The following is a 23703-nucleotide window of genomic DNA, read 5'->3' on the forward strand; positions in this document are numbered from 1 at the left end:
ATGAACCATCGGTTTCACCATGCGCGGCCCTCAAGGTTTCCGCGTGTAGGAAATGGGCTGAGGCGGATGTCGTACCGGTCGGGCGTCGAGACGGCGCTTCTCTCGCGAAACGGACCACCGTCACGCCAGGCCGCAACTGCCGCAGCGAGGGCATGACGAGCACGCAATCGTCATAGGGCGTGATGACGGCCTCCCCGTCGTTGTCGCCGATGGGCGTTCCCGCTTTCGGTAGGGTTTCGAGGCCGCGGTAGTCGCCGAGAAACCGGAACCGCTCGCTGCGCGCGACGACACCGCCTGTCACTCGCAACACGCGCTGCGGGGGCGCGTCGGAACGGCGCCAGCCCGCGAGCAGTTCCTGCGCCACTGCGGCCCCGAGGATCCCGGCTTCGACCAAGAACCGGACGGCCATGTCTTGGGCCACGTCACGGCTCGACAGGTCGCCGTGGAAGCCGCACTCAACAAGCAGCGACCGGTTGTCGACCGCCTCGGTGTCGGCCAATCCGAAATGGCCGAAATCGCGCATGCGCGTGCCATCCTCATGCCCTTCGTCGACCACCACGTGCTCGGGTACGCGCAGCTTTCGCGCAAGCGCAAGGTTGCGTGCATGCGGCCCTGGGAGCAACAGCGGGGCACCGGGTTCATGCATCGAGTGCAGGTCCAGCAGCCAGTCTGCCTGCGCCACGAACGGAAGCAGCGCCTGCGCGCGGCGCCGCTCCAGCGTGCCGCCCTGCGCCAGGCGCGCCGCGGACCATTGTCGGTTCAGGTCCTCGTCGACGAAACGCGACGCATCGAATGCGGCCGGATCGAAGCGGTCGAAAGCGGCGAGATTGCAGAAGGCCAGCGTGAGGGTGCCGCGGCATGGGCGCACGCCGGCCTCAAGCAGGCCCCGGACAGCCCAGGCCCCGCACAGCTCGTTGCCGTGGACGAGCGCCGCGACCATGACACGGCGGCCGGGCGCGCCCGACTCGAAATGCCACACCCCCTCGGTCCCGGTATTGCCCGCGCGCCAGGCGCCGAGCTCGGGCCTGGGCAGCGCAAAGTGCAGCGCCGTCATTCCGTGATCTTCGCGAAGTCGACGATCTGCTGATACTTGGCGCTTTCTTCCGCCAGGAAGCGCGCCATGTCGACGTCGAGCGGCGCGATGGTCGAGCCGGATTCCTCGAGCTTCTTGCGCAGCTCCGCGGTCTGCAGGATCTCCCTCAGCGCATTGCGCAGCTTCGCGAGGATGGGTGCCGGCAGGTTGGGCGGCGCCATCAATGCGAACCAGACGCCGATGTCCATGTGCTTCAGCTTCGGCAACTCCGCGAGGGCGGGAATGTCCGGGGCCGCCGGCGACCGGCTTTTCTGCGTGACGCCGATCGCCACCACCTTGCCGCTGCGAATGTGCGGCAGGCCGCTGGACAGCACGAACACGCCGTAGTCGAGCGAGCCGCCCACCAGGTCGATGGTCAACGGCGCCACGCCGCGGTAGGGGATGTGCGTCATGAACAGGCCGCCCTGCTCCTTCACCATCTCGCCGGCCAGGTGCAGCGCCGTGCCGACCCCGCTGCTTCCGTAGCTGAACTGCCCCGGCTTGGCCGACACCGCATCGAGGAACTGCCCCGCGTTCTTGACGCCCGCGCCGGGCGATGCCACCAACACCATGGGCTGGGAGGCGACCAGGCCGATCGGCGTGAAGTCCTTGTAGCTGTACTTGACCGTGCCGGGCGTGATCAGCCGGTTGATGGCGATTTCGTTGTTGGCGCCCAGCAGCAGGGTGTAGCCGTCGGGCGCCGCCTTGGACGCCTTCGTCGCGGCGATCGCGCCGCCCGCACCGCCCGCGTTCTCGACCACCACCGCAACGCCGAGCTTCTTCGCGAGCTGGTCGGCCACTGCGCGGCCGGTCAGGTCGGTGCTCCCGCCCGGCGGATAGCCGACCAGCACGGTGATCGGCTTGCCCGGGTAGGCGGTCTCCTGGGCCAGAGCCGGGCCCGCGCAGGCAGCGGCGGAAAGAATCGAGAACGCGGCAACGCGAAGGGCATGGGGAATCTTCATGGTCTGTCTCCTGTGGTGCCCGCATTCTGTTGGCCGCGAGCTTCGCAGCAGTGCCGATTCGGCACACAGGCTTGCAGGAACGTACCGGAGTTCAGCCAGGGTCGATGGTCTGCCAGAACGACTCCGCCGCGGCGGAGAGCCTTCGCTTGGCGCGCACCATGCGGATCTCGAAGCCGATCTCCAGGGCCTTGCTGCCCACCGGCGCCAGCTGCCGCGCCTTGCAGGCGCCCGCAGCCAGAGACCAGGGAAGCCACGCCACGCCCAATCCCTTGAGCGCGTACTCAAGCAGCGCGTCGGCCGAATCGCACTCGATGGTTTCCGTGAGCCGGGGCGCCTTCGGGTGGTTGCTCAGGTGGTCGCTCACGAGGCGGCCCAGGGCCAGCGTCTGGGCATAGGCCAGGAAGGGAATCGCCTCGGCCTGGTCGACGCTGAACGCCGCCTGACCGCGGGCATCGACCTTGCCCACCGGCACCAGCCGGTCGCTCGCGATCCTGCGCTGCAGGTACTGGTGCGAACCGAGGCGCAGCGCGATCTGCGGATGGTGGTAGGTCAGCATGAAATCCGATTCGCCGCGCTCGAAGCGCTGCAGCGTTTCCGCCATGGAACCGGTGCGCACCACCACACGGACGCCCGCGCGCTGCCGCCTGATCCTCGCGAGCCAGTCGGCGGCGACCGTGCGCGCCAGTGTGCGCCCCGTAGCCAGCGTCACCGTGGCGGTGCGCCCCTGCCCGTCCGCCCCGGCGATCTCGCTTCTGGCCTGCGCCATGGCCGGCACCACCTGCAGCGCAAAGCCGAGCAGCTTCTCGCCCTGGCTGGTCAACCGGACCGACGTGCCGTGCCGCTCCACGAGGGCGGCCCCGGCCCAGGCTTCGAGCGCACGGATGCGGCGGCCGAACGCGGGATGCGTCACGTGGCGCTGCTCGGCAGCCCGGGTGAAGCTCCCGGTGTGCGACAGCGCAATGAGGTCTTCGAGCCACTTGGTCTGCATGGCTGCGACTGTAGTCGCTGCGTCCAGCGCGTCCCGCGTCGCTCCGGCGACCATGGCTCGCCGGGGCGCTGCCTACCATTCAGCCCATGAACGATGCCTACCTGCTCTACGGCGCCCAGATCAGCTACTTCAGCGGCAAGGTCCGTGCCTATCTCCAATGGAAGGGCCTGCCGTTCACAGAGCGCGAGGCGGATGCCGACATCTATCGCAGCGTGATCGTGCCCGGCGTGGGATTTCCGGTGATCCCGGTCTTGCGAACGCCGAGTGGCGCGCTGCTGCAAGACAGCACCGACATCATCGACGCGCTCGAGGCCGCGCATCCGGTGCCGAGCATCGCGCCCGCGGGCGGGGTGCAGCGGTTCGTCGCGAGCCTGCTCGAGCTCTACGGCGACGAGTGGCTGATCGTCCCGGCGATGCACTACCGCTGGCACCACAACCGCGAGTGGGCGATGCGGGCGTTCGGACAATTGAACGCGCCCGACGCTTCGGCCGACGCGCAGTTCGAGATCGGCCAGCGCCGCGCCCAGCCCTTCGCGCAGGCCGCCGTGCTGTTGGGTGCGCAGCCCCACATGCACGCCGCGATCGAGCGCTCGTACGAGGCGCTGCTGCTGGAACTCGATGCGCATTTCGCGGTGCACCGCTGCGTGCTCGGCGACCGGCCCAGCATCGCCGACTTCGGGCTTTACGGTCCGCTCTATGCCCACCAATACCGCGACCCCGCGAGCGGCGCGCTGATGAAGCGGCTCGCGCCGCACGTGGTCGCGTGGATCGAGCGCCTGCGCGATAACGCCATGCCCACCGACGGCCGCTTCGCGCCTGCCGATGCCGTGCCGCCCACGCTGCTGCCCGTGCTGCGCCGCATGGTGCGCGAGCAGCTGCCGGTGCTGGCCGACTCGATCGAGCGCTTGCACGCGTGGATGGCCGAGCACCCGGGCGAGCATGCCGTGCCGCGTGCACTGGGCATGCACGACTGCGAGATCGAAGGCGAGCGCGGCGAACGCATCGTGCGGCCCTACAGTCTCTGGATGCTGCAGCGCGCCGCCGATGCGTATGCGGCGCTGACTGCGGCCGAGCGCACGCAGGCCGACCAGCTGCTGGCGGAGGTCGAAGGCAGCGCCTTCACGCGCCTGCCGCCGATGCCCAGGCTGGCGCGCGACCGGCTCAGCGTGCGCCTGGCGGGCGAGGCCGCCGCCGCGCGTCAGTAGCCCAGCTTCGCCTCGCCCTGCAGGCGCCCGCCGGCCGCCGAGGCCTGCTGGAATGCGCGCGTGATGATGCTCGTGGTCACGCTCGCGAAGTAGCGCGCGCCCCAGGCGCCGTATTTGTCCTCGTCCTCGGGCGTGAGCGCGATGGTGCCCGCGCAGGTGCCGGTGCCGCTCACCGCGCGCAGCGCGCGCTCGATCTCGGCCTCGACCTCGGGGGCCTTCCAGTCGCTGCCGAAGCCCATCGCATGCGACAGGTCGTTCGGTCCGACAAAGACGGCATCGACACCTTCGACCGCGGCGATGGCGGCGGCCTGCGCCACGGCCTCGGGCGTCTCGATCATCACGATGAGCGCGATGCCTTCGTTGCTGCGCTGCGTGTGGGCGGCGCCCGGGAACGCGCCGTAGCCCGCGGCGCGTGGGCTGAAGGCGCTGCCACGGCGGCCGACGCCCGGGTAGCGCACCTGCTGCACGAGTTCGCGCGCCTCCTCGGCGCTCTCGACCATCGGGATCTGCACAGCGCCCGCGCCCATGTCGAGGATGCGCGAGATGTCCTGCCGCAGGCAGCGCACGACCGGCGCGATGCCGCTCGCGCGGGCCGCGCGCAGCATGTGCTCGGTGGTCTCGAGGTTGGCGCTGCCGTGCTCGTTGTCGAGAATGATGAAGTCGAAACCGGCATAGCCGCACATCTCGACGATGGCAGGGCTCGGCAGTGCGTTGAACAGGCCGCGCAGGCGCCGGCCGCTGCGCAGCATCGCGGGCAGGCGGGTGTCGATGGGGTGGTGATGGTCCATGGCGGTGGCTGCCCTCAATCGAGCACGATGTTGTTGGTCTTGATGACCTTCGCGAACTTGACCGTCTCGTCCTGGATGAACTTGCGAAAGCCTTCGGGCGACATGGGCTTGGGCGTGAAGCCCTGCGCCGCAAGGCGCTCGGCCACGGCCGGCTGCTTCAGCACCGCGACCACTTCGCTGTTGAGCCACGCCACCACGGGCGCCGGCGTGCCCGCGGGCGCCAGCAGGCCGAGCCAGGTCGAGGCCTCGAAACCCGGCACGCCCGATTCGGCCAGCGTCGGCAGCTCGGGCGCGAGCGGCGAGCGCGCATCGCTCGTGATCGCGAGCGCCTTGGCCTGGTTGTTCTTCGCGAACGCGAGCGCCGTGGTCATGTTGTCGAACTGCATGTCGATCTGGCCGCCCGCGAGGTCGACCAGCGACTGGCTGCTGCCTTTGTAGGGCACGTGCACCGCGGTCGCGCCCACGCGGTTGAGCAGCATCAGCGTGGTCAGATGCTGCGAGGTGCCCGGGCCGCTGGTGCCGTACGAAACGGCATCGGGCTTGGCCTTGATGGCGGCGATCAGCGCGGCCACGTCCTTGGCGCCCGACTTGTTGCCGGCCAGCAGCACGAGCGGCGTGCTCGCGAGGCCTGTGACGGGTGCGAAGTCTTTCTCGGCGTTGTAGCTGATCTTCTTCTGCAGCGTGGGGTTCACGGCCAGCGCGGTTTGCGTGCCGAGCAGCAGCGTGTAGCCGTCGGGCTTGGCGCGCGCGACGTACTCGGTGCCAATGCCGCCGCCCGCGCCGGCCTTGTTGTCGACCACCACCGCGGTGCCCCAGCGCTTGCCGAGCGCATCGGCCAGGAGGCGGCCCACGATGTCGGTGGCGCCGCCGGGCGCGAAGGGCACCACGATCACGACGCGGCCGGTGGAGGGATAGCCATCGGGACCGTTGGCCGTCTGGGCCTGCACGGCGGGTGCCGCGACGGCGAGCGCGACGGCGGCGAACGCCATGGCGCGGCGCACGGAGGAGAAAGAGAAGGAAGAAAGTTGGCTGTTGTTCATGGAGAGGTCCTCGTTCATTCGGCCTGGATGTTCGCGTCCTTGATCACCTTGCCCCACTTGGCGATCTCGGCACGCTGGAAGGATGCGAAGGCATCGGAGGTGCGCCCGTCGGCCTCGACGCCGAGGCCGCGCAGCCGCGCCTGCACCTCGGGCATGGCGACCACGGCCGCGAGTTCGCGCGACAGGCGCTCGACGATCGGCTTGGGCGTGCCGGCCGGTGCGAACACGCCCTGCCACGACTGCATCTCGAAATCGGCCACGCCCGCCTCGGCGAGCGTAGGCACGTCGGGCATGCTCGCCTGGCGCTTGGCCGAGGTGATGCCGAGCACCTTCACGCGCTTGGCATCGATCATCGGGCGCGCCGCCGCGACGGTCTCGAACACCATGTCGATCTGGCCGCCCACCAGGTCGACCATCGCCTGCGAGCCGCCCTTGTACATGATCTGGCGCATGCGGGTCTCGGTGATGTTCTCGAACAGCTGGCCCGAGAGGTGCTGCGAGGTGCCCGCGCCGGCCGTGCCGTAGGTCAGGCTCTCGGGCTTGGCCTTGAGCTCGGCGATCACCTGGGCCACCGAATTGAAGCGGCTCTCGGAGGGCACCACGAGCACGTTGCTGACCGTGCCGATCATGTTGACCGCCACGAAGTCCTTCACCGGGTCGTAGCCCAGGTTCTTGTTGAAGAAGGGGTTCACCGCGTGCGTGGTGATGGTGCCGCCCATCACGGTGTAGCCGTCGGCCGGCGCGCGCGCGGTGGCCTGCGTGCCGACGATGCCCGAGACGCCAGGACGGTTCTCGACCACCACCGGCTGGCCGAGGCGCTCGCCGAGGTGCTGCGCGATCAGCCGCGCGACGCCGTCGGACACGCCGCCCGTGGAGAAGGGAACGATGTACTTGACCGGCTTGGTGGGCCAGGCCGTCGACTGGGCGTGGCCGTTGCCGGCCAGGGCGCCGAGCGCGAGTGCCGCGACGATCAGCGGACGGAATCGGAATTGCATGGTGTGTGTGTCTCCAGGTTTTTTCTGTGGGTGGAAGAAGAGGTCCGCTCAGGCGGAAGGCGATGAAGCGCCCTTGCGGCGCCGCGCGGCAACGGCGCGCACGGAGTCGCGTTCGATGAGGGTGCAGGGAATGACGACGTTGCGCGGCTGTGCGTCGTCGTGCATTTGTTCGTGCAGCAGCTCGACCGTGGCATCGACCATCGGCACGACCGCCTGCACGACAGTGGTGAGGCGGTAGGCGCCCCATGCGGCCTGGGGCACGTCGTCGAAGCCGACCACGCTCACGTCTTCGGGCACGCGCAGGCCCAGCTCCTGCCGCAGCACGTCCATCACGGCGATCGCCATGTGGTCGTTGGCGACGAACACCGCATCGGGCCGGCGCGCGGCGGGCAGGTTGGCGAACATCGCGCGCGCGGCGTCGCCCGCCTGCACGAAGTCGTAGTGGCCCACCTCGCGGCGGAACAGGGGCATGCCGGCGGCGGCCAGCACTTCGCGAAAGCCGCGCTCGCGCTCGTGGTTGGTGGACGACTTCTCGAGGCCCGCGAGGAACGCGATGCGCTTGTGGCCGCGCTCGAGCAGCAGCCTGGCCACCATGCGCCCGCCCTCGACATTGTCGGAAGTGACCGCGCTGGTGGTGTGGCGCGCGAAGGCGCTGGTGTCGGGCACGCGGTTGAACAGCACCACCGGCACGCCCGTGTCGGCGCACTGGCGCGCGAGCGCGGGCGAGAGCATGGCCGAGGCGATGACGATGCCGTCGATCTGGTACTGCAGGATCTCGTCGAGCACACCGTCGGTCTCGTCGCCGTCGCTGATGAACATCAGCACGTGGTAGCCCTGCTTCTGCAGCTTCTGCGAGAGCTTCTCGATCACCAGCGGATAGAACTGGTTCTCCAGGTAGCCCATCACCAGCGCGATGATGCGGCTGCGGCGCGTGATGAGGCTGCGCGCCATCGCGTTGGGGCGGTAGCCGAGCGCCTTGGCCGCGATCATCACGCGCTCGCGCGTTTCATCGGACACACTCGCACCGGGCGTGAAGGTGCGGCTCACGGCCGACTGCGACACCTTGGCGAGCGTCGCGACATCTTGCGCGGTGGCCTTGGGTTTCATGCGGCGCTCCATCCGCCGTCGAGCATCAGCGCGCTGCCCGTGACGAGGCTCGAGGCCTCGCTCGCGAGGAACACGATGGCGCCCATGATCTCTTCGGTGCGGCCCAGGCGCCCGAGCGCAATGCGCTCGGTGACCCAGCTGCGAAAGCCCGCGTCTGCGAACATGCCGGCCGTCATCGCGGTCTCGATGAAGGTCGGGCAGACCGTGTTGACGCGAATGCCCGCGGGGCCGAGCTCCCAGGCCAGCGCCTTGGTCATGCCCTCGACCGCATGCTTGCTCGCGCAGTAGAGCGTGCGGCGCGGGCTGCCGACCACGCCCATCTGCGACGACACAGTGATGATCGAGCCCGGCAGCTTCGCCTCGACGAGCATGCGCGCCACGGTGCGCGTGACGTACAGCGTGGCCTTCACGTTGAGGTCGAACACCGCGTCGATGTCCTCGTCCTCCACCTCGACCAGCGGCTTGGGCCGGTTCAGGCCCGCGTTGTTCACGAGGATCTGGAACGGCGCCGCCGCGCCGAGCGCGCGCGCGACCGCGGTCGAGTCGGTCACGTCGAGCACGAGGTGCTCGCAGGCGCCGCCCTCGGCGCGGATCAGTTCGCAGGCCTCGCGCAGTTGCGCCTCGGAGCGCGCCGCCAGCGTGACGTGCGCACCGGCGCGTGCGAGCGCCGCTGCCGCGGCCAGGCCGATGCCGCGGCCCGCGCCGGTCACCAGCGCGCGCTGGCCATCGACGCGAAAGCTCGGCGAAGGCGGCAGAACGCTCATGGCGCCAGCGCCGGCACCGGCTCGTACCACGGCACGTCGGCTCGCGTGCCGTAGCGGCGCACGCGCAGGTTGGCCTGCTCGCCGTGGCCTGCGAAGTTCTCCATGTGGCACAGGCGCGAGCAGTACTCGCCCATCGTTGCGCTGGCTTCGTCGGTCAGCACCTTCTGGTAGGTGCAGGTCTTCAGGAACTTGCCGACCCACAGCCCGCCCGTGTAGCGCGCGTTGCGGTTGGTGGGCAGCGTGTGGTTGGTGCCGATGACCTTGTCGCCGAAGCTCACGTTGGTGCGCGGGCCCAGGAACAGCGCGCCGTAGTTGGTCATGCGCTCGAGAAAGTAGTCGGGCTCGCGCGTGAGCACCTGCACATGCTCGAAGGCCAGCTCGTTGGCCTTGGCAAGCATTTCTTCCTGCGTGTCGCAGACGATCACCTCGCCGTACTCGGCCCAGCTCACCGAGGCGATGGCCGCCGTCGGCAGCACCTTGAGCTGGCGCTCGATCTCGGCCAAGGTGTCGTGCGCCAGCTTCTCGCTGGTGGTCAGCAAGATCGCCGGCGAGGTTGGGCCGTGCTCGGCCTGGCCCAGCAGGTCGACCGCGCACATCTCGCCGTCGGCCGAGTCGTCGGCGATCACGAGCGTCTCGGTGGGGCCGGCGAACAGGTCGATGCCCACGCGGCCATAGAGCTGGCGCTTGGCTTCGGCCACGTACATGTTGCCGGGGCCCACCAGCATGTCGACCGGCGCGATGCTCTCGGTGCCGACCGCCATCGCCACGACCGCCTGCACGCCGCCGAGCACGAGGATCTCGTCGGCGCCGGCCATGGCCATTGCCGTGACGATCGCTGGATGCGGCGCGCCCTGAAACGGCGGCGCCGTGGCCACGATGCGCTTCACGCCCGCGACCTTCGCGGTCAGCACGCTCATGTGGGCCGAGGCCAGCAGCGGGTACTTGCCGCCGGGGATGTAGCAGCCCACCGCATCCATCGGGATGTGGCGGTGGCCCAGGACCACGCCGGGGTAGGTCTCGACCTCGACGTCCTTCATCGAGTCGCGCTGGATCTGGGCGAAGTTGCGCACCTGCGCCTGCGCGAAGGCGATGTCCTCGATCTCGCGCGCCGAGAGGCTCTTGCGCGCCTTCTCGATCGCGTCGGCACCGAGCCGGAAATCGGCCGGGTCCCAATTGTCGAACTGGCGGCTGTACTCGCGCACGGCCGCGTCGCCGCGGGCCTCGATCGCCTTGACGATGCCCTCGACGGTCGCGCGGACCTTGGCGTCGTCGTCGGCACGCACTTGCACGTCCTTGCCGCGCTTCAGATGTCTGATCATTCGGTGGTTGCTCCAGGGTGGGGATCTTGCATACGCATGCAATGTCACGGTCTTGCATGCGTATGCAAATAAGCGTTTACCCTTAGTCGATGGACCCATAAGTAGCATCGCCCCGCATGAAAGAAGAAGAAGCCCCGCGCCCCGACCCCGCCTTGCTGCGCCGGCTGCTGCGCGCCAAGGACCGCATCGACGCCGCATCGCACGAGGCCTGGCCCGTGGCACGGCTCGCGCAAGTGAGCGGCGTGTCCGAGGCGCACTTCGCGCGGTCGTTCAAGCAGGCCTTCGGCATTCCGCCACACCGCTACCTGCTGACGCGCCGCATCGAGCGCGCGGTGGCGCTGCTGTGCGAGACCGATGACCCGGTCACCGACATCGCATTCGCCACCGGCTGGGCGAGCCTCGGCACCTTCGGCCGCATCTTCCGCGACATCACCGGCGAAAGCCCCAGCGAGGTTCGCGCGCGCGCCGGCACACTGCGGCCCGAGGCGCTCGGGCGCATGCCGGCCTGCATCGTCCGCGCCGCCGAGCGGCCCGATCTGCGAACCGCAGTTTTGGAGAAGCGGCGCCGGATGGTGGACGGTACAAACGGAACCGTTCATCAACCACAGCGGCAGCAGTCGCTGCAACAGAAGGAGATTCCATGAGCCAGAACGGCATCGACGTGGCCGGCGTGTACGTGCGCGACCAGGACGAGGCGCTCGCGTTCTACGTCGACAAGCTCGGCTTTCGCGTCCACACCGACGTGGGCAACGGCAGCTATCGCTGGCTCACGGTGCAGCACCCCGAGCAGCCCGCGTTTCAGCTCGGCCTTTTCGTGCCCGGCCCGCCGGTGCATGACGAGGCCACCGCAAAAACGCTGCACGAGAGCGTGGCCAAAGGCGCGATGCCGCCGCTCGTGCTGGCCGTGGACGACTGCCGCGCCGCCTACGACCGGCTGCTGGCCCGTGGGGTCGAGTTCACACAGGAACCGATCGAGCGCTACGGCACGGTGGATGCGGGGTTTCGCGATCCGTCGGGGAATGGGTGGAAGATGATCGAGCGGCGGGGGTAGTTAGAAACACGCAAGAAGCGCCGGCTTCTTGCGGGTATCCTCCGGGCGCGCTGCGCAGACCCGCGAAGCGCCCAGACACGGAGGACCCCAGGCATGCGGCAGGAAGATTCCCGCGATCCCTCGCTGGATCGCAGCGGCGCTTCGACGGCGGCTTGGGAGCGGTCGCTTCGGCCCTCGCGATCGACGGGCGCCGTCTGGTTAATGGTCGGTGTTGTCGCCGCAGCCGCGCTGCTCTATGCGGTCTTCAGCCTGTGGCCGGATGCGCGTCAGATGCGCGATGCGGCGGTCCGACAGGTCGCACCCGCTGCGGCCCCACCCGTGATTGCACCGGCACCGCGGCAGGATGCGCGCAGGCGGCCGGAGGCCGAGGCGCCGCGGCGCACCCAGCGCTTCGCCAAGTGCATCTCGCCTGCGGGCGCCATCACCTACTCCGACGGCCCCTGCCCCGCAGGCACAAGGGCCACCGAAGTCGCGGTGAATCCCGATCTCAACCTTGCCGATGGAATGTCAGACGAAGCCAGGCTCGCTTCGATGCGGGACAACCGCGCCAGAGTGCATGCCGTGGTCGAGCATGAGCGACGCGTAGCGGCGAACGTCGACAGATCGACGAGCTCGGAGTGCGCGCAGCTAAAAGCATTGATTGAAGCGATCGATGCCGCGGCACGCCAGCCGTTGTCCGCGTTCAGGCAGGACCAATTGAAGGATGAGCGCAGGCGCGCGCATGACCGGCGGTTTGCGCTGCGGTGCGGGTGAGGTGGCCTGATGTTCCGCCTTTCGCGACACTGATGTCCGTGTTGCAGGGCTAGTGCGGCACGCTTCGCAACCTTAGATTTGCACCACACAAGGAGCGAAATCATGCAAGCAACCCAGAACAGGCGCATCGTCTACCGCACCCGCGGACAAGGCCACGGCGGGATCACTCGCCTGATGAGCCCGTCCGACCTCGGCGAGAGTTTGAAGCCGTTTGTGTTTCTGGACCTTTTCAACATGGAGCGCCCGCTGCTCGACGCCATGCGCGCCGGAGCCGGCATGTCGACTCATCCGCATTCGGGGATCGCCACTGTGACGGTGCTCACCGAAGGCCGGATGAAGTTCGACGACCCCTCGTCTGGCACTGGCATGCTGTCGTACGGGGGCGTCGAATGGTTGCGCGCGGGCAGCGGCGTCTGGCACGGCAAGGAACTCACGCCGGACGACGTGCCGCTGGTGCAGGGCTTCCAGCTGTGGCTCGCATTGCCGCCGGCGCTGGAGAACGGGTCGCCGGAAAGCCGCTATCTTGAGCCGCAGAGCATCCCCTCGGCAGGCCCTGCCCGCGTCATCCTCGGAGAGCATGCGGGCGTGCGCAGCCCGACGCCTGCGCCCGTGGGCATCAACTACCTGCTCGTGACCCTCGAGGCCGGCGGATCTTGGACTTACCAGCCGCCCGCGGGTCATTCGGTCGGCTGGCTGGCGGTGGCGCGCGGAACCCTGGAGGCCGGCACATCCGTGCGCACGGGCGATATGGTGGTCTTCGAGGACGCGGTGGAACCGATCACCGTGCAGGCCGGCATGGGTGGCGATGCGGTGTTCGTGCTGGCATCTGCCATCCCGCACCCGCATGAACTGCATTTGGGCAGCTATTCGGTACACACCTCGGCGCAGGCGCTCGAAGCCGGCGAGCGTCGCATCGAGGCACTGCGCGAGCAGATGGTTGCGGCGGGAAATCGGCGAACACCCACGGGGAACGTCCCGGTGTTTCGCTGACAGGCCGCCCGCATCTTCTGGGCAGAGCCCAGCCCTGCAACACGCCCCGAGACACCGTTCAAGCGTCCGCAGTCCAGCCTGATTTGCCAGGCGGATCGCAGTACTCGATCAGGAGCTCGGTCAGCACACGTATCTTCCGGGCGGGGTGCTGGCCCGGTGGCCGGACGACGAAGGCGCCGGCCGGCGGCGGTGGATACCGGGTCATGACGGGGACCAGTGCGCCGGCGACCACATGCTCGTCCGTGAGCCAATCGGGCACATACGCGATGCCGAGCCCTGCGACCGCCGCAGCAACCAGTGCGATGCCGTTGTCGGCCTTGAATCGGCCCTGCGGTCGCACGGTGAGGATCCGGTCGCCATCCATCAACCTCCAGGCCTCGGTTCCCTGCATCAAGGCTTCGTGGGCCACCAATTCTTCTGGCGTTTCCGGCGCCCCGTGTGCGCTGACATAACCCGGACTCGCGACCAACTTTCCGTAGACCGGGCCGACGCGCCGCGCGATAAGGTTGGAATCCTCCAGGTAGCCCACCCGTATCGCGCAGTCGAAGCCCTCCGCGATGAGGTCCACGAAACGATCGCTGTAGCACGTCTGCATTTGCAGTTGAGGATGTCGCCGCGCCATCTCGGCGAGCATGGGTGCGAAGTGGGTGGGCCCGAAGGACAGCGGCACTGCGATCCTCAAGCGGCCGCGGAGGTCGCCTTCAGGCAGGATCGTCTCTTTCGCCACGTCGATTTCGGTACATACCCTGGCCGCGTGCTCCCGGAACATGGCGCCGGCCTCGGTGAGTGCGGCTCCGCGCGTGGAGCGCGACAACAGTTGAACGCCGAGTTCTCCTTCCAAGCGGACCAGTCGCCGGCTCACCATCGACTTGGAGATGCCGAGCCGAACGGCTGCCGCCGAAACCCCACCCGCCTGGGCCACCTCGACGAATGTGCGCAAGTCCTCGATGTCCATCCGGGCGTTCCTTGAAGTGCGACACAGATCGCCTAAAGATGGTACTACCGCTCGATCAAGGGGAACGGAATACTCATCGCTGGCGACATCGCCCCGAGCGCATCGACCGCCGGAAACCCCCGCCGCTCAATGCGGCAACAAGGAATCAACATGAACCCTCGCAACGGCCTCTCTTCCCTTCTCCGCCCTGAAGATTCGGTCCTTCTTCTGATCGATCACCAGGCCTACCAACTTGCCAACCTGAACAGTCACGACCCGCAGATGGTCATCAACAACACCGTGGGGCTGGCAAAGGCTGCCAAGGCCTTCGGCGTTCCGACCATTCTGACGAGCGTGATTGCGGAACGCGGCGGGCGCCTGTTCCCGCAGATCACGGACGTCTTCCCCGAGCAGGAGGTCATCGACCGAACGTTCATCAACACTTGGCAGGACAAGAAGACGGTGGACGCCGTCAAGGCAACGGGTCGCAAGCAACTCATCATCGCGGGGCTGTGGACCGAAGTCTGCGTCGCAATGCCTGCCATCCACGCGCTGGGCGAAGGCTGGGATGTCACCGTCGTGACCGATGCGTCGGGCGGGATGTCCATCGAGGCGCATCAGGTTGCCATCCAACGGATGCTCGCAGCGGGCGCGAACATGCTGACCTGGCTCGCGGTGACCGCCGAATGGCAGCGCGACTGGGCACGGACCGAAAGCGCTGCTGAGTTGACGACAGTGATCACGCAGCATGCCGGCGCCAGCGGCATCGCGTACCTGTGGGAGCAGCAGTTGCTCAACACGCCTGTGCCTGCCAGCGTGGGCTGACTGCGCACGGGCCGGAGGCGCGGTCTCGTTCAGGTCCCCACTCAGCGCGGCAGATCGAACAGCGCCGCCGCATTGCCCCAGGCAATCCGCCGCGCCACATCCACCGGCAACTCCCCAAGCCAAGCGCGATACCCCCGCATGATCTCGTCATACGCACTCCAGCGCTGATTGACCCAAGTATCCGACCCGATCACAAACCGATCCGGATACTTGAGCAGCAGCGCGCGCCACTCCGGGCACAGCATGCCGCCCGCACACGTCAGCCCCGGCCGATAAGAGAGCTCGCCGACCAGCAACGGATAGCGTTCGAACAGCGCGTGCACCCGTTCGATCGGCGTCCCACCAATACCCGTGTGCGCCCAGATCAATCGCAGCGACTGCCCTTTCGACGGCGCATTCGCCATCAACAAATCGATGGCCACGTCGTCGACGTGCGCCAGCACCGCGAGCTTCTGCCGCTCGGCGAGCGCGATCAGCTTCTTGGCGACAGGGCCGTTCGCGTTCGCGCTGTCGTACAGATGGAACTCGCCGATGCCGCGGTAGGGGCCGCTTGCGGTGCCGCGCGCGAGTTCGGTCTGCACCATCTCGTAGATGGTCTCGTCGCGGAACCAGTTGGTGTAGTCCTCGCGGTTGCGGTAGAGCCGCACGAAAGGCACCACGGTCACGCCCGCGGCGCGGGTCTCGCGCGATGCGGCGAGCGTCTGCGTGCCGGCGTTGGGGCGCGAGTTCGCGATGATCGCCTGCACCTTGTTGCGCTGCATGCGCGCCAACGCCTCGGTGGGCGGATAGGGGCCCGTGTTGCCGTCCCAGGCTTCCTGGTTGTAGTGCAGGTGGGTGTCGAACAGCGGGCCGTCATAAGGCCCCTGCGCATGGGCGCCAAGCCCCACTGCAAGACAAGCTGCGACGAGAAACGCGCGGAACGATGCAGTGGTGGCTTTTCTCATCGCATGGCCTGGTTGCTAGATCAGTGGATTGAAACCGGGCGCCTGGTTCAGCTCCGAGGCCTTGTAGATCTTGTGCTGCGCGGTCGGGCCGCCCGCATCGGACACGACCAGCAGGCGCCAGAGCGGCTCGTTCGCGGCGGCGGCCTGTTCCTCGGGCGAGAGCTTGAAGCCCGGCACGGCCGTCGAGGTGCCCTTGACCGCCACCCGCAGCAGCGTGGCGCCCTTGCCGTTCGACACCTCGATGCCGTAGCCGAGGTTCTGCGCGGTCACGTCGGCGGGCTTGTAGCCGTAGCCGCCGAAGTGGCGCACCACGTAGTCCATGGCGGCAGCCTGCACGTCGCCGGCCGGGCTGCCGGCGGTCGATGCTGCGGCGGCGGCGGGCTCGTTCTGCAGCGGCACGCCGCTGCGTGCGCGGGCGGCCTCGATCTCGGCCTCGCTCGGCACCCAGCCGGGCGCGCCGCGCACCAGCACGGCGAGCAGGCGCTCGGGCTCCCAGGTGGCGACATGCCATTCGGTCTCGTCGCGCACGCGCGTGGAAACCTTCGCGTTCTTGTTGCCTTCGAACTCCGCAATCTCGATGCGGTTGGTCTGCAGCACGGCGCGAAAGCCCTGGCCCGCGTCGAAGGTCTGCTTGAGCAGGCCGAGGCGGTCCTTGGCGCGCTGCACCTGCTGGGCGCTGCGCGGGGCACCGCCGGCGCGGCGCTGCACGTCGAGCGACTCGAGGCAGAACCAGCGTCCGCCTTCGCCCACGCTCACGAACTCGGCCCAGACGGTGGCGATCACGTTGTCGCCGGTGGCGAGCCAGGCATGCTCGAAGGGCTTGTCGCGGGCGTCGAAGACGCCCATCTTGGCGACGATCTCGACCGGCGTGAGCCGTGGGCCCGAGAGCCGCATCTCATCGATGACGGCGAGTACCTGGGGGTCGACTTCCTTGTCCATTGTTCAGTGCGTATCCGGCGGGTTTCAAAGGGGGTGGCAGTATGCCGCATCGGGCCATGTGGCCTTGGGCGGGCGCGTTAGCATTTACGCTTTCGCGCCGACGATTTTCCACATCTTCCGACCGAAGGAGCACCGATCGATGTCCACTTCCTTGTTTCAACTCGAGAGCCCCGAATTTCGCGACGGCAGCACCCTGCCCCTCTCGTGCGTCCACAACGTGATGGGCGCGACCGGCGAGAACATTTCGCCCGAGCTCGTGTGGAAGAACCCGCCCGCAGGCACGAAGAGCTTCGTGCTCACGATGTACGACCCCGACGCGCCCACGGGTTCGGGCTGGTGGCACTGGGTGGTCTACGACATTCCCGGGTCCGCCACCTCGCTGCCGCGCGGCGCCGGCGCGGCCGACGGCAAGCTGCTGCCCGCGGGGGCAAAGCAGGGCCGCACCGATTTCGGCACGGCCGGCTACGGCGGCGCCGCGCCGCCGCCCGGCCATGGCCCGCACCGCTACATCTTCACGCTGCATGCGCTGTCGACCGACAAGCTCGACGTGCCGGCCGATGCCACGGCGGCGTACGTCGGCTTCATGGTCCACATGTCGAGCCTCGGCTCGGCCACGCTGGGCGCGACCTACGAGCGCTAGCAGGCAGGCAAGGCGCCCGTCGCAGGCGCCGCTCAAGCGGCATGCGCACGCGCGCAGAGCCGCAGGCCGTCGAGGTCCAGCACGTCGATGCTGCCGTAGCGGATCTGCAGCAGGCCGGCATCCTCGAGCTCGTGCAGCGCACGGTGCGCGATCTGCCGCGAGATGCCCGCGAGCCGGCCGACCTCCTCCTGCGAAATCTGCAGCACCAGGCCGGTACGTGGGTTGAGCTGCGGATTGAAGAGTTCGGCCAGGCAGCTCGCCACGCGCGAGCGAATGTCGTGCATGCGGTTGCTCTCGGCCAACGCGATGAACTGGCCGAGCCGTGCGTTGAGCTGGTCGATCATGAAGTGGCAGAAGGTCAGGCTGCTACCCCGCAGATCGTGAAAGGTCTGGCTCGGCATCAGCGCAACGCGGGTGTCGCGCAGCGCAACCACGCCATACGGGCGCAGCTCGCCCTTGAGCACCGAGCCTTCGCCGAGCCAGCCGCCATTGGAGATGCCGCTCAGCGTGGTGCTGCGGCCGTCGGCCGCGAGCACGTCGACCTTGACCATGCCGTCGACCACGCCGATCCAGTGTGTCGCCATGCTCCATTTGTGACAGACGATTTCACCGGCCGCGAAGAAGCGGTCCTGCGTCTCCCGCTCCACTCGCTCGAGCTGCTCGGGCGCCAGCTCGCGCGCCCAGGCCGCCGCTCGCAACATGGCCAGGGTCTGCACGTTGTTTGTCATGGGAAAGACTTTCTTTGTCGGCGCGAATGCCTAGCATGCGCTGCGCAGGCGATGAGGCGATGGTCTTGGCGGCCTGAGTTTATGTGGCAGTACAAACAGGAGACAAATCATGAGAAACCCTCTCTCGATGGCGGGCTGCGCAGCGGCCTGCATTCCCGTGTTGCTCGTGGCCTGCGGCGGGGGTGGTGGCGGTGGCGGCGGGTTCGGCTTTCCGCTGCCGCCGCCCGCGCCCAACCCGCCGCCCGTCGCTTCTGCCGAAGAGAAATGCACGGCCTTCGCCGGCGCATCGCTCGCCGGCGCCACACTGCGTGAAGCGAGCTTCGTCGCAGCCACCGCAACGGCCGCGGAGTACTGCAAGGTCACGGGCAGCCTGCATGGCACGCTCAACTTCGAGGTGCGCCTTCCCACGGCCTGGAACGACAAGCTGCTCTATGCGGGGGGCGGCGGCTGGAACGGCAGCATCAGCATCACGCCCTATTCGCCGAGCGGTACCACCGGCGGCTATGTGCTCGTCGCCTCGGACGGCGGACGCCAAGGCGACGGCCTGGACGCATCGGACTTTTTGAACAACCCCACCGCGCAGGCCGACTTCGGCTATCTGTCGATCCACTCGGTCAACGAGGTCGCCAAGGAGATCGTGCGCCAGCGCTATGGCAAAGAGGCCACGTTCCGTTATTTCGAGGGCTGCTCGAACGGCGGGCGCGAAGCGCTGGTGCAGGCCACACGCTTTCCGAGCGACTTCGACGGCATCGTGGTGCGCGCGCCGGCCTACTCGTTCACCGAGCTGTTCCAGGCCTTCATCGCGAACGGCAAGGCGCTCGCGGCGCCGGGCGGCCAGATCAGCGCCGCCAAGGCCACGCTGATCGCCGACACCGTGCGCGCGCAATGCGACACGCTCGACGGCGCGGCCGACGGCATCGTGAGCAACCAGCTGGCCTGCACCTTCGATCCGGCGGTGCTGCGCTGCACGGCGGGCGACGCCGACACCTGCCTGACCGATCCGCAGGTCGCGACCGCGAAGACCATTTATTCCGAACTCAAGCGCGCGGACGGCAGCAGCGTCTATCCGGGCTGGGGCCCCGGCGGCGAGGACCAGGGCTGGCCGCTGTGGGTGACCGGCTCCGCGATCGGCGGCACCGGGCTGCAGTTCCAGTTCGGCAGCGGCCTGGTGAAGTACTGGGTCACCGGCGACCCGACCTTCGACGTGCTGGCCTTCGATCCCGAGATCTACACCGCCGGGCTGCGTCTGGCCGCCACCACGCTCGACGCCACGCCCGACCTGCGTTCGTTCTTCGGCCGCGGCGGCAAGATGATCCTCGTGCACGGCACGCACGACTGGGCGATCAGCTACAAGGGTTCGATCAAGTACTTCGACGACGTGGCGACGGCAGTGGGCGGCGCACCGACGCGCGATGCGTCGATGGAGTTCTTCCTCCAGCCCGGCGTCCAGCATTGCGCGGGCGGCGTGGGCCCGGACACCGTCGACCTGGTCGACGCCGTGGTGAAGTGGCGCGAGAGCGGCACCCGCCCGTCGACGCAGGGCATCGTCGCGAAGAAGCTCGATCCCGCGACCCAGGCCGTGGTGCAGGCACGGCCGCTCTGCAGGCACCCCGCCTTCCCGAAGTACAAGGGCAGCGGCGACCTGAACCTGGCCGAGAGCTACAGCTGCCAGGCCTCGTGACGCGCTGAAGAAGCCAGTGCGCGGGGCGCGGCCGCATAGACTCGGCCGATGCACAGCGCCCCCGCCCTCGACATTCGTTCAGCTGCCTCGCTGTCCGAGGCGCAGGCTGAAGGCCGCGTCGATGGCGCCAGGATGGCCGGCGCATGAGCCCGTGGATCGCGGCGCTGGGGCTGGCGTTGCTGCTGGCCGGCCTACCGACCGCAGCAGCGCCGGCGCAGGACGCGGAGGCGGTCCACATCACGCAGGCCGCGCTGCTGTCCGTTCCGGGCACGGGCTATTCGGCTGCGCCGAGGCGCGCCGAGGACGCCGGGCTTCCCACTGACGGATGGCAGCAGGTCGACCTGCCGCACACGGCGAAGCGCGAGCTGGTGCCCACCTCGGCGGGTGGCGTGCACACCGTCATCGACTGGTACCGCATCGACCTGGCCGAGCTCGCCCCCTCGGCGTCGCAGCAGCCACGGCTTCTCTACCTTCCGCGCTGGAAGACGCTGGGTCGCATCGCGGTGTACGGCGACGGCATGCTGCTCTACCAGTCGCAAGGCAGCGCCGTGCACAACGGCTACAACCACCCGCTGCTGCTGCCGCTCAACGCAGCCGCCGACACGCCTGCGCCGACGACGGTGCTGATCCGCGTCGACCGCCTGCGCAGCAGCGGCAGCGGCTTCTCGACGGTGTGGGTGGGCGACCAGGCCGCGCTGAATTGGCGCTACCAGGTTCGGCAGCTGCTGCAGGTGCACCTGCCTTTCGTGGGCGGTGCCGCGTTCCTGGCGGTGGGCACCTTCGCGCTCGCGGTGTGGCTGGGACGGCGGCGCGAGACGCTCTACCTGCTGTTCTTCGCGATCTCGGCGCTGGCCTTCGCGCGCATGCTTCACTACTTCGTGAGCGGCGACTACCTGCCGGTATCGGACGAATGGTTCGAATGGATCACGGTCGCCTCGCTGCTCTGGCTGATCATCCTCATCCACCTGTTCCTCGAGCGCCTGCACCATCAACCGTCGGCCTGGCTGACGCGCGCGTCGGTCGCGCTGGCGCTGGCCTGCAGCGTCGCGACGCTGCCGGGCGTGTCGGCCGCGGTGCCGAGCCTCTACCTGTTCACGCCCCTGCTCAATCTGTCTGTGCTGCCGGTGGCGGTGCTGATCTTCGCCGTGAACCTGCGCAAGGCGCTGCGCGCCAGGTTGCCCGAGGGGCGGCTGGTCGCGGGCTGGGCCGGCATGGCGGTCGCATTCACCGCCTCCGACGGGCTGCTGCAGAACAACCTGGTCAGCCCCGAGAGCGTGTACACCTCTCCCTACGCGATCATCGGCCTGTTCTTCATCTTCTCGTACATCATGTTCCGGCGCTACACGGGCGCGTTCGACGAGATCGCGCGCTTGAACGAAGGCTTGGCCCGGCGCCTCGAGGCGCGCGAAACCGAGCTCGCGCAAAGCTACGAGCGACTGCGCGCGGTCGAGAACGAGCAGATGCTCGCGGCCGAGCGGCGGCGCCTGATGCAGGACATGCACGACGGGCTCGGCTCGTCGCTGATCGGCGCGATCCGCTCGGTCGAGCACGGCGCCATGACCAGCGCCGAGATCTCCGGCGTGCTCAGGGGCTGCATGGACGACCTGAAACTCGCCATCGATTCGATGGAGAGCGTGGATGCCGATCTGCTGCTGTTGCTGGCGACCTTGCGCTTTCGGCTGGCGCCTCGCATCGAGAGCGCCGGTCTTGCGCTGCGTTGGGAAGTGCAGCCCGTGCCCCCTTTGCATTGGCTCAACCCCGGCAGCGCGCTGCACATTCTGCGCATCATGCAGGAGTGCGTGGCCAATGTGCTGCGCCACACGCGGGCCAGCACCATCCGCTTCAGCACCGCGGCCGATGCCGAGGGCGTGCGCGTGGTGATCGAGGACGACGGCGAGGGCTTCGCCGTGGCCGAGGCGCTGCAGCGCAGCGGCCGCGGCCTGCGCAACCAGCAGCAGCGCGCAGCAGCCATCGGCGGTACCGCGACCTGGGAGTCCGGCAGCGCCGGCACGCGCTTCACGCTCTGGTTGCCGCTTCGCCAAGAGACCGGCACCGAGACGGCCTGAGTACCGCCTGAGCGTTTGCGCCGGGTGCGGCAGCCTGCTCGCGCACGCCCGGCCGGCGCAGATCATCCGCTTTACTGCGATTGCGTTCGCAATTGCAATAAGATAGCGGCCATGAACCGCTTGACACGCCAACAACGCATCGCCGCACCGAATGCTCCGGTCATGCGCCGGCAGACGCTGGCCCGATGAGCAGCCTGCTGACATCCGGCGCCTGGGCAAGGGTGCTTGGCGCATTGGCGATCGTCGCGCTCCTCTGGCTGGCGGCCGCCTGGGCGCTTGCGCGATGAGTCCGCAATCAGCCACGGCGGCGATCCGGCTGCGCAACCTCACCGTCGCCTACCGCGGCCATCCCGCCGTGCACCACCTGTCGGGCACGTTCGCCGCCGGGTCGCTGACCGCGATCGTCGGGCCGAACGGCGCGGGCAAGACCAGCCTGCTCTCGGCCATGATGGGCCGCATGCCGCCGGCCGAGGGAGACGTGACGTTCGATGTCGGCTGTGCGGGCCGCATCGCCTGGCTACCCCAGCAGTCCGAGATCGACCGCAGCTTTCCGATCCGGGTGTTCGATCTGGTCGCGCTCGGCCACTGGGCCCGCAGCGGGAGCTTCCGCAGGCTCGATGCGGCGCAACGCGACGCCGTGCACCGGGCCATCGCCGCGGTCGGGCTCGACGGATTCGAGCGCCGCGGCATCTCGGAACTCTCGGCCGGCCAGTTCCAGCGCGTGCTGTTCGCGCGCGTGCTGCTGCAGGACGCGCCGGTGATCCTGCTGGACGAGCCCTTCAACGCCATCGACGCGCGCACCACGGCCGACCTGCTGGCGCTGGTGCGGCGCTGGCACACCGAGCAGCGCACCGTGGTCGCGGTGCTGCACGACCTCGATCAGGTGCGCGCGCACTTCGACTGCACGCTCCTGCTCGCGCGTCGCTGCATCGCCTGGGGCCCGACACCCGAGGCGCTGAGCGCCGGCAACCTGCTGCGCGCGCGCCAGGTGGCCGAGGCCTGGGACGAACGGGCGCCGGTCTGCAGGGAAGCGGCATGACGCTGTCGGCGCTCCTCCTCGAACCCTTCGCCGAGTACGGTTTCATGCGCCGCGCACTCGTTTCTTCGCTCGCGCTTGCCCTCGGCAGCGCACCGATGGGGACGCTGCTGGTGCTGCGCCGCATGAGCCTGGTGGGCGACGCGATGGGCCACGCGCTGCTGCCGGGTGCCGCCGTCGGCTTCGTGCTGGCGGGGCTCTCGCTGCCGGCGATGAGCATCGGCGGCTTCTTCGCGGCGCTGGCGGTGGCGCTGGCCGCGGGCTGGGTCGCGCGGGCCACGTCGCAGCGCGAGGACGCGAGCTTCGCCGCTTTCTACCTGATCGCGCTGGCGCTCGGGGTGCTGCTGGTGTCGGTACACGGCAGCAGCGTCGACCTGATGCACCTGCTGTTCGGCAGCGTGCTGGCCGTGGACGACGCGGCGCTGCTGCTCGTCGTGAGCGTGGCCAGCGTCACCCTCGTCGTGCTCGCCGCGATCTACCGCCCGTTGGTGGTCGAGTGCCTCGACCCGGGCTTCCTGCGCAGCGTCGGCGGACGCGGCGCGCTCGTGCATGGCGCCTTCCTGGTGCTGACCGTCGCGAACCTGGTGGCAGGCTTCCAGGCGCTCGGCACCCTGATGGCGGTCGGCCTGATGATGCTGCCCGCCACGGCCGCGCGCTTCTGGGCCGCCGAGGTCTGGAGCCTGGCGCTCGTCGCGGCGCTGATCGCCGCCTTCTCCGGCTTTGCCGGCCTGCTGCTCTCCTACCACGCCCAGTGGCCCTCGGGCCCCGCGATCGTGCTGGTGGCCGGCGGCGCCTACCTGGTTTCCGTCGCCGCGGGTCCGCGCGACGGCGTTCTCTGGCGCCTCTGGCGCCGCTCCCACCTCAGTCACTGAAGAA

23 protein-coding genes and 1 pseudogene are annotated in these 23703 nt (G+C 68.8%); 11 read left to right on the top strand and 13 right to left on the bottom strand.

Annotated features, from left to right (window positions below):
* Positions 1 to 100: 100 nt before the first annotated feature.
* From AC3A6R_RS16300 to AC3A6R_RS16310, 3 genes and pseudogenes are all read right to left on the bottom strand, one after another.
* Positions 101 to 1054, bottom strand: a pseudogene (locus AC3A6R_RS16300) (M14 family metallopeptidase); the annotation flags it as partial.
* On the bottom strand, positions 1051 to 2034 hold the full coding sequence (locus AC3A6R_RS16305; protein ID WP_487864918.1) for a Bug family tripartite tricarboxylate transporter substrate binding protein: 984 nt from the start codon (positions 2032 to 2034) through the stop codon (positions 1051 to 1053). The pseudogene AC3A6R_RS16300 and the gene AC3A6R_RS16305, both read right to left, overlap by 4 nt.
* Before the next feature lie 91 nt (positions 2035 to 2125).
* Positions 2126 to 3022, bottom strand: coding sequence for a LysR family transcriptional regulator (locus AC3A6R_RS16310; RefSeq protein ID WP_487864919.1), 897 nt, complete (start codon positions 3020 to 3022; stop codon positions 2126 to 2128).
* Between the two features lie 86 nt (positions 3023 to 3108).
* Between AC3A6R_RS16310 and AC3A6R_RS16315 the strand changes: the two genes are divergently transcribed.
* A complete protein-coding gene (locus tag AC3A6R_RS16315) occupies positions 3109 to 4227 on the top strand; it encodes a glutathione S-transferase family protein (RefSeq protein ID WP_487864920.1) in 1119 nt (372 codons plus the stop codon).
* On the opposite strand, the gene AC3A6R_RS16320 is transcribed toward AC3A6R_RS16315, so the two are convergent.
* Genes AC3A6R_RS16320 through hisD form a run of 6 tightly spaced genes read right to left on the bottom strand, consistent with a single transcriptional unit; the run spans position 4221 to position 10240 of the window.
* Positions 4221 to 5015, bottom strand: coding sequence for an HpcH/HpaI aldolase family protein (locus AC3A6R_RS16320; protein ID WP_487860230.1), 795 nt, complete (start codon positions 5013 to 5015; stop codon positions 4221 to 4223). The two genes, AC3A6R_RS16315 and AC3A6R_RS16320, sit on opposite strands and share 7 nt — an antisense overlap.
* 14 nt (positions 5016 to 5029) lie before the next feature.
* Positions 5030 to 6055, bottom strand: a complete 1026-nt coding sequence (locus AC3A6R_RS16325) for a Bug family tripartite tricarboxylate transporter substrate binding protein (protein ID WP_487864921.1) — start codon at positions 6053 to 6055, stop codon at positions 5030 to 5032.
* Positions 6056 to 6069: 14 nt separating this feature from the next.
* A complete protein-coding gene (locus AC3A6R_RS16330) occupies positions 6070 to 7050 on the bottom strand; it encodes a Bug family tripartite tricarboxylate transporter substrate binding protein (protein WP_487864922.1) in 981 nt (326 codons plus the stop codon).
* 48 nt (positions 7051 to 7098) lie between these two features.
* Positions 7099 to 8157 (bottom strand): LacI family DNA-binding transcriptional regulator, encoded by a 1059-nt coding sequence (locus AC3A6R_RS16335; RefSeq protein ID WP_487864923.1) that lies wholly within the window; start codon positions 8155 to 8157, stop codon positions 7099 to 7101.
* On the bottom strand, positions 8154 to 8921 hold the full coding sequence (locus AC3A6R_RS16340; protein ID WP_487864924.1) for an SDR family NAD(P)-dependent oxidoreductase: 768 nt from the start codon (positions 8919 to 8921) through the stop codon (positions 8154 to 8156). The genes AC3A6R_RS16335 and AC3A6R_RS16340 overlap by 4 nt, the downstream gene beginning before the upstream one ends.
* Positions 8918 to 10240, bottom strand: a complete 1323-nt coding sequence (gene hisD, locus AC3A6R_RS16345) for a histidinol dehydrogenase (protein WP_487864925.1) — start codon at positions 10238 to 10240, stop codon at positions 8918 to 8920. The genes AC3A6R_RS16340 and hisD overlap by 4 nt, the downstream gene beginning before the upstream one ends.
* A gap of 116 nt (positions 10241 to 10356) precedes the next feature.
* On the opposite strand from hisD, the gene AC3A6R_RS16350 reads away from it, so the two are divergent.
* The 4 genes from AC3A6R_RS16350 (at position 10357) to AC3A6R_RS16365 (ending at position 13034) form a co-directional block, all read left to right on the top strand.
* Complete coding sequence (locus AC3A6R_RS16350; protein ID WP_487864926.1) at positions 10357 to 10884, top strand: helix-turn-helix transcriptional regulator; 528 nt, start codon at positions 10357 to 10359, stop codon at positions 10882 to 10884.
* Entirely contained in the window at positions 10881 to 11291 is a 411-nt protein-coding gene (locus AC3A6R_RS16355) for a VOC family protein (RefSeq protein ID WP_487864927.1), read from the top strand. Before AC3A6R_RS16350 ends, AC3A6R_RS16355 begins: the two co-directional genes overlap by 4 nt.
* A gap of 93 nt (positions 11292 to 11384) precedes the next feature.
* The gene (locus AC3A6R_RS16360; protein ID WP_487864928.1) at positions 11385 to 12044 is read left to right on the top strand and encodes a hypothetical protein; all 660 of its coding nucleotides are present in this window, start codon (positions 11385 to 11387) and stop codon (positions 12042 to 12044) included.
* A 102-nt stretch (positions 12045 to 12146) separates the two neighbouring features.
* Positions 12147 to 13034 carry a pirin family protein gene (locus AC3A6R_RS16365; protein WP_487864929.1) on the top strand — a complete coding sequence of 296 codons (888 nt, stop codon included), beginning with the start codon at positions 12147 to 12149 and terminating at the stop codon, positions 13032 to 13034.
* 58 nt (positions 13035 to 13092) lie between these two features.
* Here the strand turns inward: AC3A6R_RS16365 and AC3A6R_RS16370 are convergent, their stop codons facing one another.
* A complete protein-coding gene (locus tag AC3A6R_RS16370) occupies positions 13093 to 13989 on the bottom strand; it encodes a LysR family transcriptional regulator (protein WP_487864930.1) in 897 nt (298 codons plus the stop codon).
* Between the two features lie 150 nt (positions 13990 to 14139).
* On the opposite strand from AC3A6R_RS16370, the gene AC3A6R_RS16375 reads away from it, so the two are divergent.
* On the top strand, positions 14140 to 14793 hold the full coding sequence (locus AC3A6R_RS16375; RefSeq protein WP_487860219.1) for a hydrolase: 654 nt from the start codon (positions 14140 to 14142) through the stop codon (positions 14791 to 14793).
* 41 nt (positions 14794 to 14834) lie between these two features.
* Here AC3A6R_RS16375 and AC3A6R_RS16380 read toward each other — a convergent pair whose 3' ends face one another.
* Both AC3A6R_RS16380 and AC3A6R_RS16385 read right to left on the bottom strand, forming a co-directional pair.
* A complete protein-coding gene (locus AC3A6R_RS16380) occupies positions 14835 to 15737 on the bottom strand; it encodes an amidohydrolase (protein ID WP_487864931.1) in 903 nt (300 codons plus the stop codon).
* 15 nt (positions 15738 to 15752) lie between these two features.
* A complete protein-coding gene (locus tag AC3A6R_RS16385; RefSeq protein ID WP_487864932.1) occupies positions 15753 to 16676 on the bottom strand; it encodes a protein NO VEIN domain-containing protein in 924 nt (307 codons plus the stop codon).
* 139 nt (positions 16677 to 16815) lie between these two features.
* Here AC3A6R_RS16385 and AC3A6R_RS16390 point away from each other — a divergent pair, with 139 nt between their 5' ends.
* Complete coding sequence (locus AC3A6R_RS16390; RefSeq protein ID WP_487864933.1) at positions 16816 to 17316, top strand: YbhB/YbcL family Raf kinase inhibitor-like protein; 501 nt, start codon at positions 16816 to 16818, stop codon at positions 17314 to 17316.
* Between the two features lie 32 nt (positions 17317 to 17348).
* On the opposite strand, the gene AC3A6R_RS16395 is transcribed toward AC3A6R_RS16390, so the two are convergent.
* Positions 17349 to 18044 carry a Crp/Fnr family transcriptional regulator gene (locus tag AC3A6R_RS16395; RefSeq protein WP_487864934.1) on the bottom strand — a complete coding sequence of 232 codons (696 nt, stop codon included), beginning with the start codon at positions 18042 to 18044 and terminating at the stop codon, positions 17349 to 17351.
* A gap of 109 nt (positions 18045 to 18153) precedes the next feature.
* Here AC3A6R_RS16395 and AC3A6R_RS16400 point away from each other — a divergent pair, with 109 nt between their 5' ends.
* The 4 genes from AC3A6R_RS16400 (at position 18154) to AC3A6R_RS16415 (ending at position 23699) form a co-directional block, all read left to right on the top strand.
* Positions 18154 to 19725, top strand: a complete 1572-nt coding sequence (locus AC3A6R_RS16400) for a tannase/feruloyl esterase family alpha/beta hydrolase (protein ID WP_487864935.1) — start codon at positions 18154 to 18156, stop codon at positions 19723 to 19725.
* A 143-nt stretch (positions 19726 to 19868) separates the two neighbouring features.
* Positions 19869 to 21791, top strand: a complete 1923-nt coding sequence (locus tag AC3A6R_RS16405; RefSeq protein WP_487864936.1) for a sensor histidine kinase — start codon at positions 19869 to 19871, stop codon at positions 21789 to 21791.
* 283 nt (positions 21792 to 22074) lie between these two features.
* Positions 22075 to 22830: a zinc ABC transporter ATP-binding protein AztA gene (aztA, locus tag AC3A6R_RS16410; protein WP_487864937.1), complete on the top strand. Its 756-nt coding sequence runs from the start codon at positions 22075 to 22077 to the stop codon at positions 22828 to 22830.
* Positions 22827 to 23699 (top strand): metal ABC transporter permease, encoded by an 873-nt coding sequence (locus AC3A6R_RS16415; RefSeq protein WP_487860211.1) that lies wholly within the window; start codon positions 22827 to 22829, stop codon positions 23697 to 23699. Before aztA ends, AC3A6R_RS16415 begins: the two co-directional genes overlap by 4 nt.
* Positions 23700 to 23703: the final 4 nt, after the last annotated feature.

The organism is Variovorax sp. Soil_C_19, from assembly GCF_057657255.1.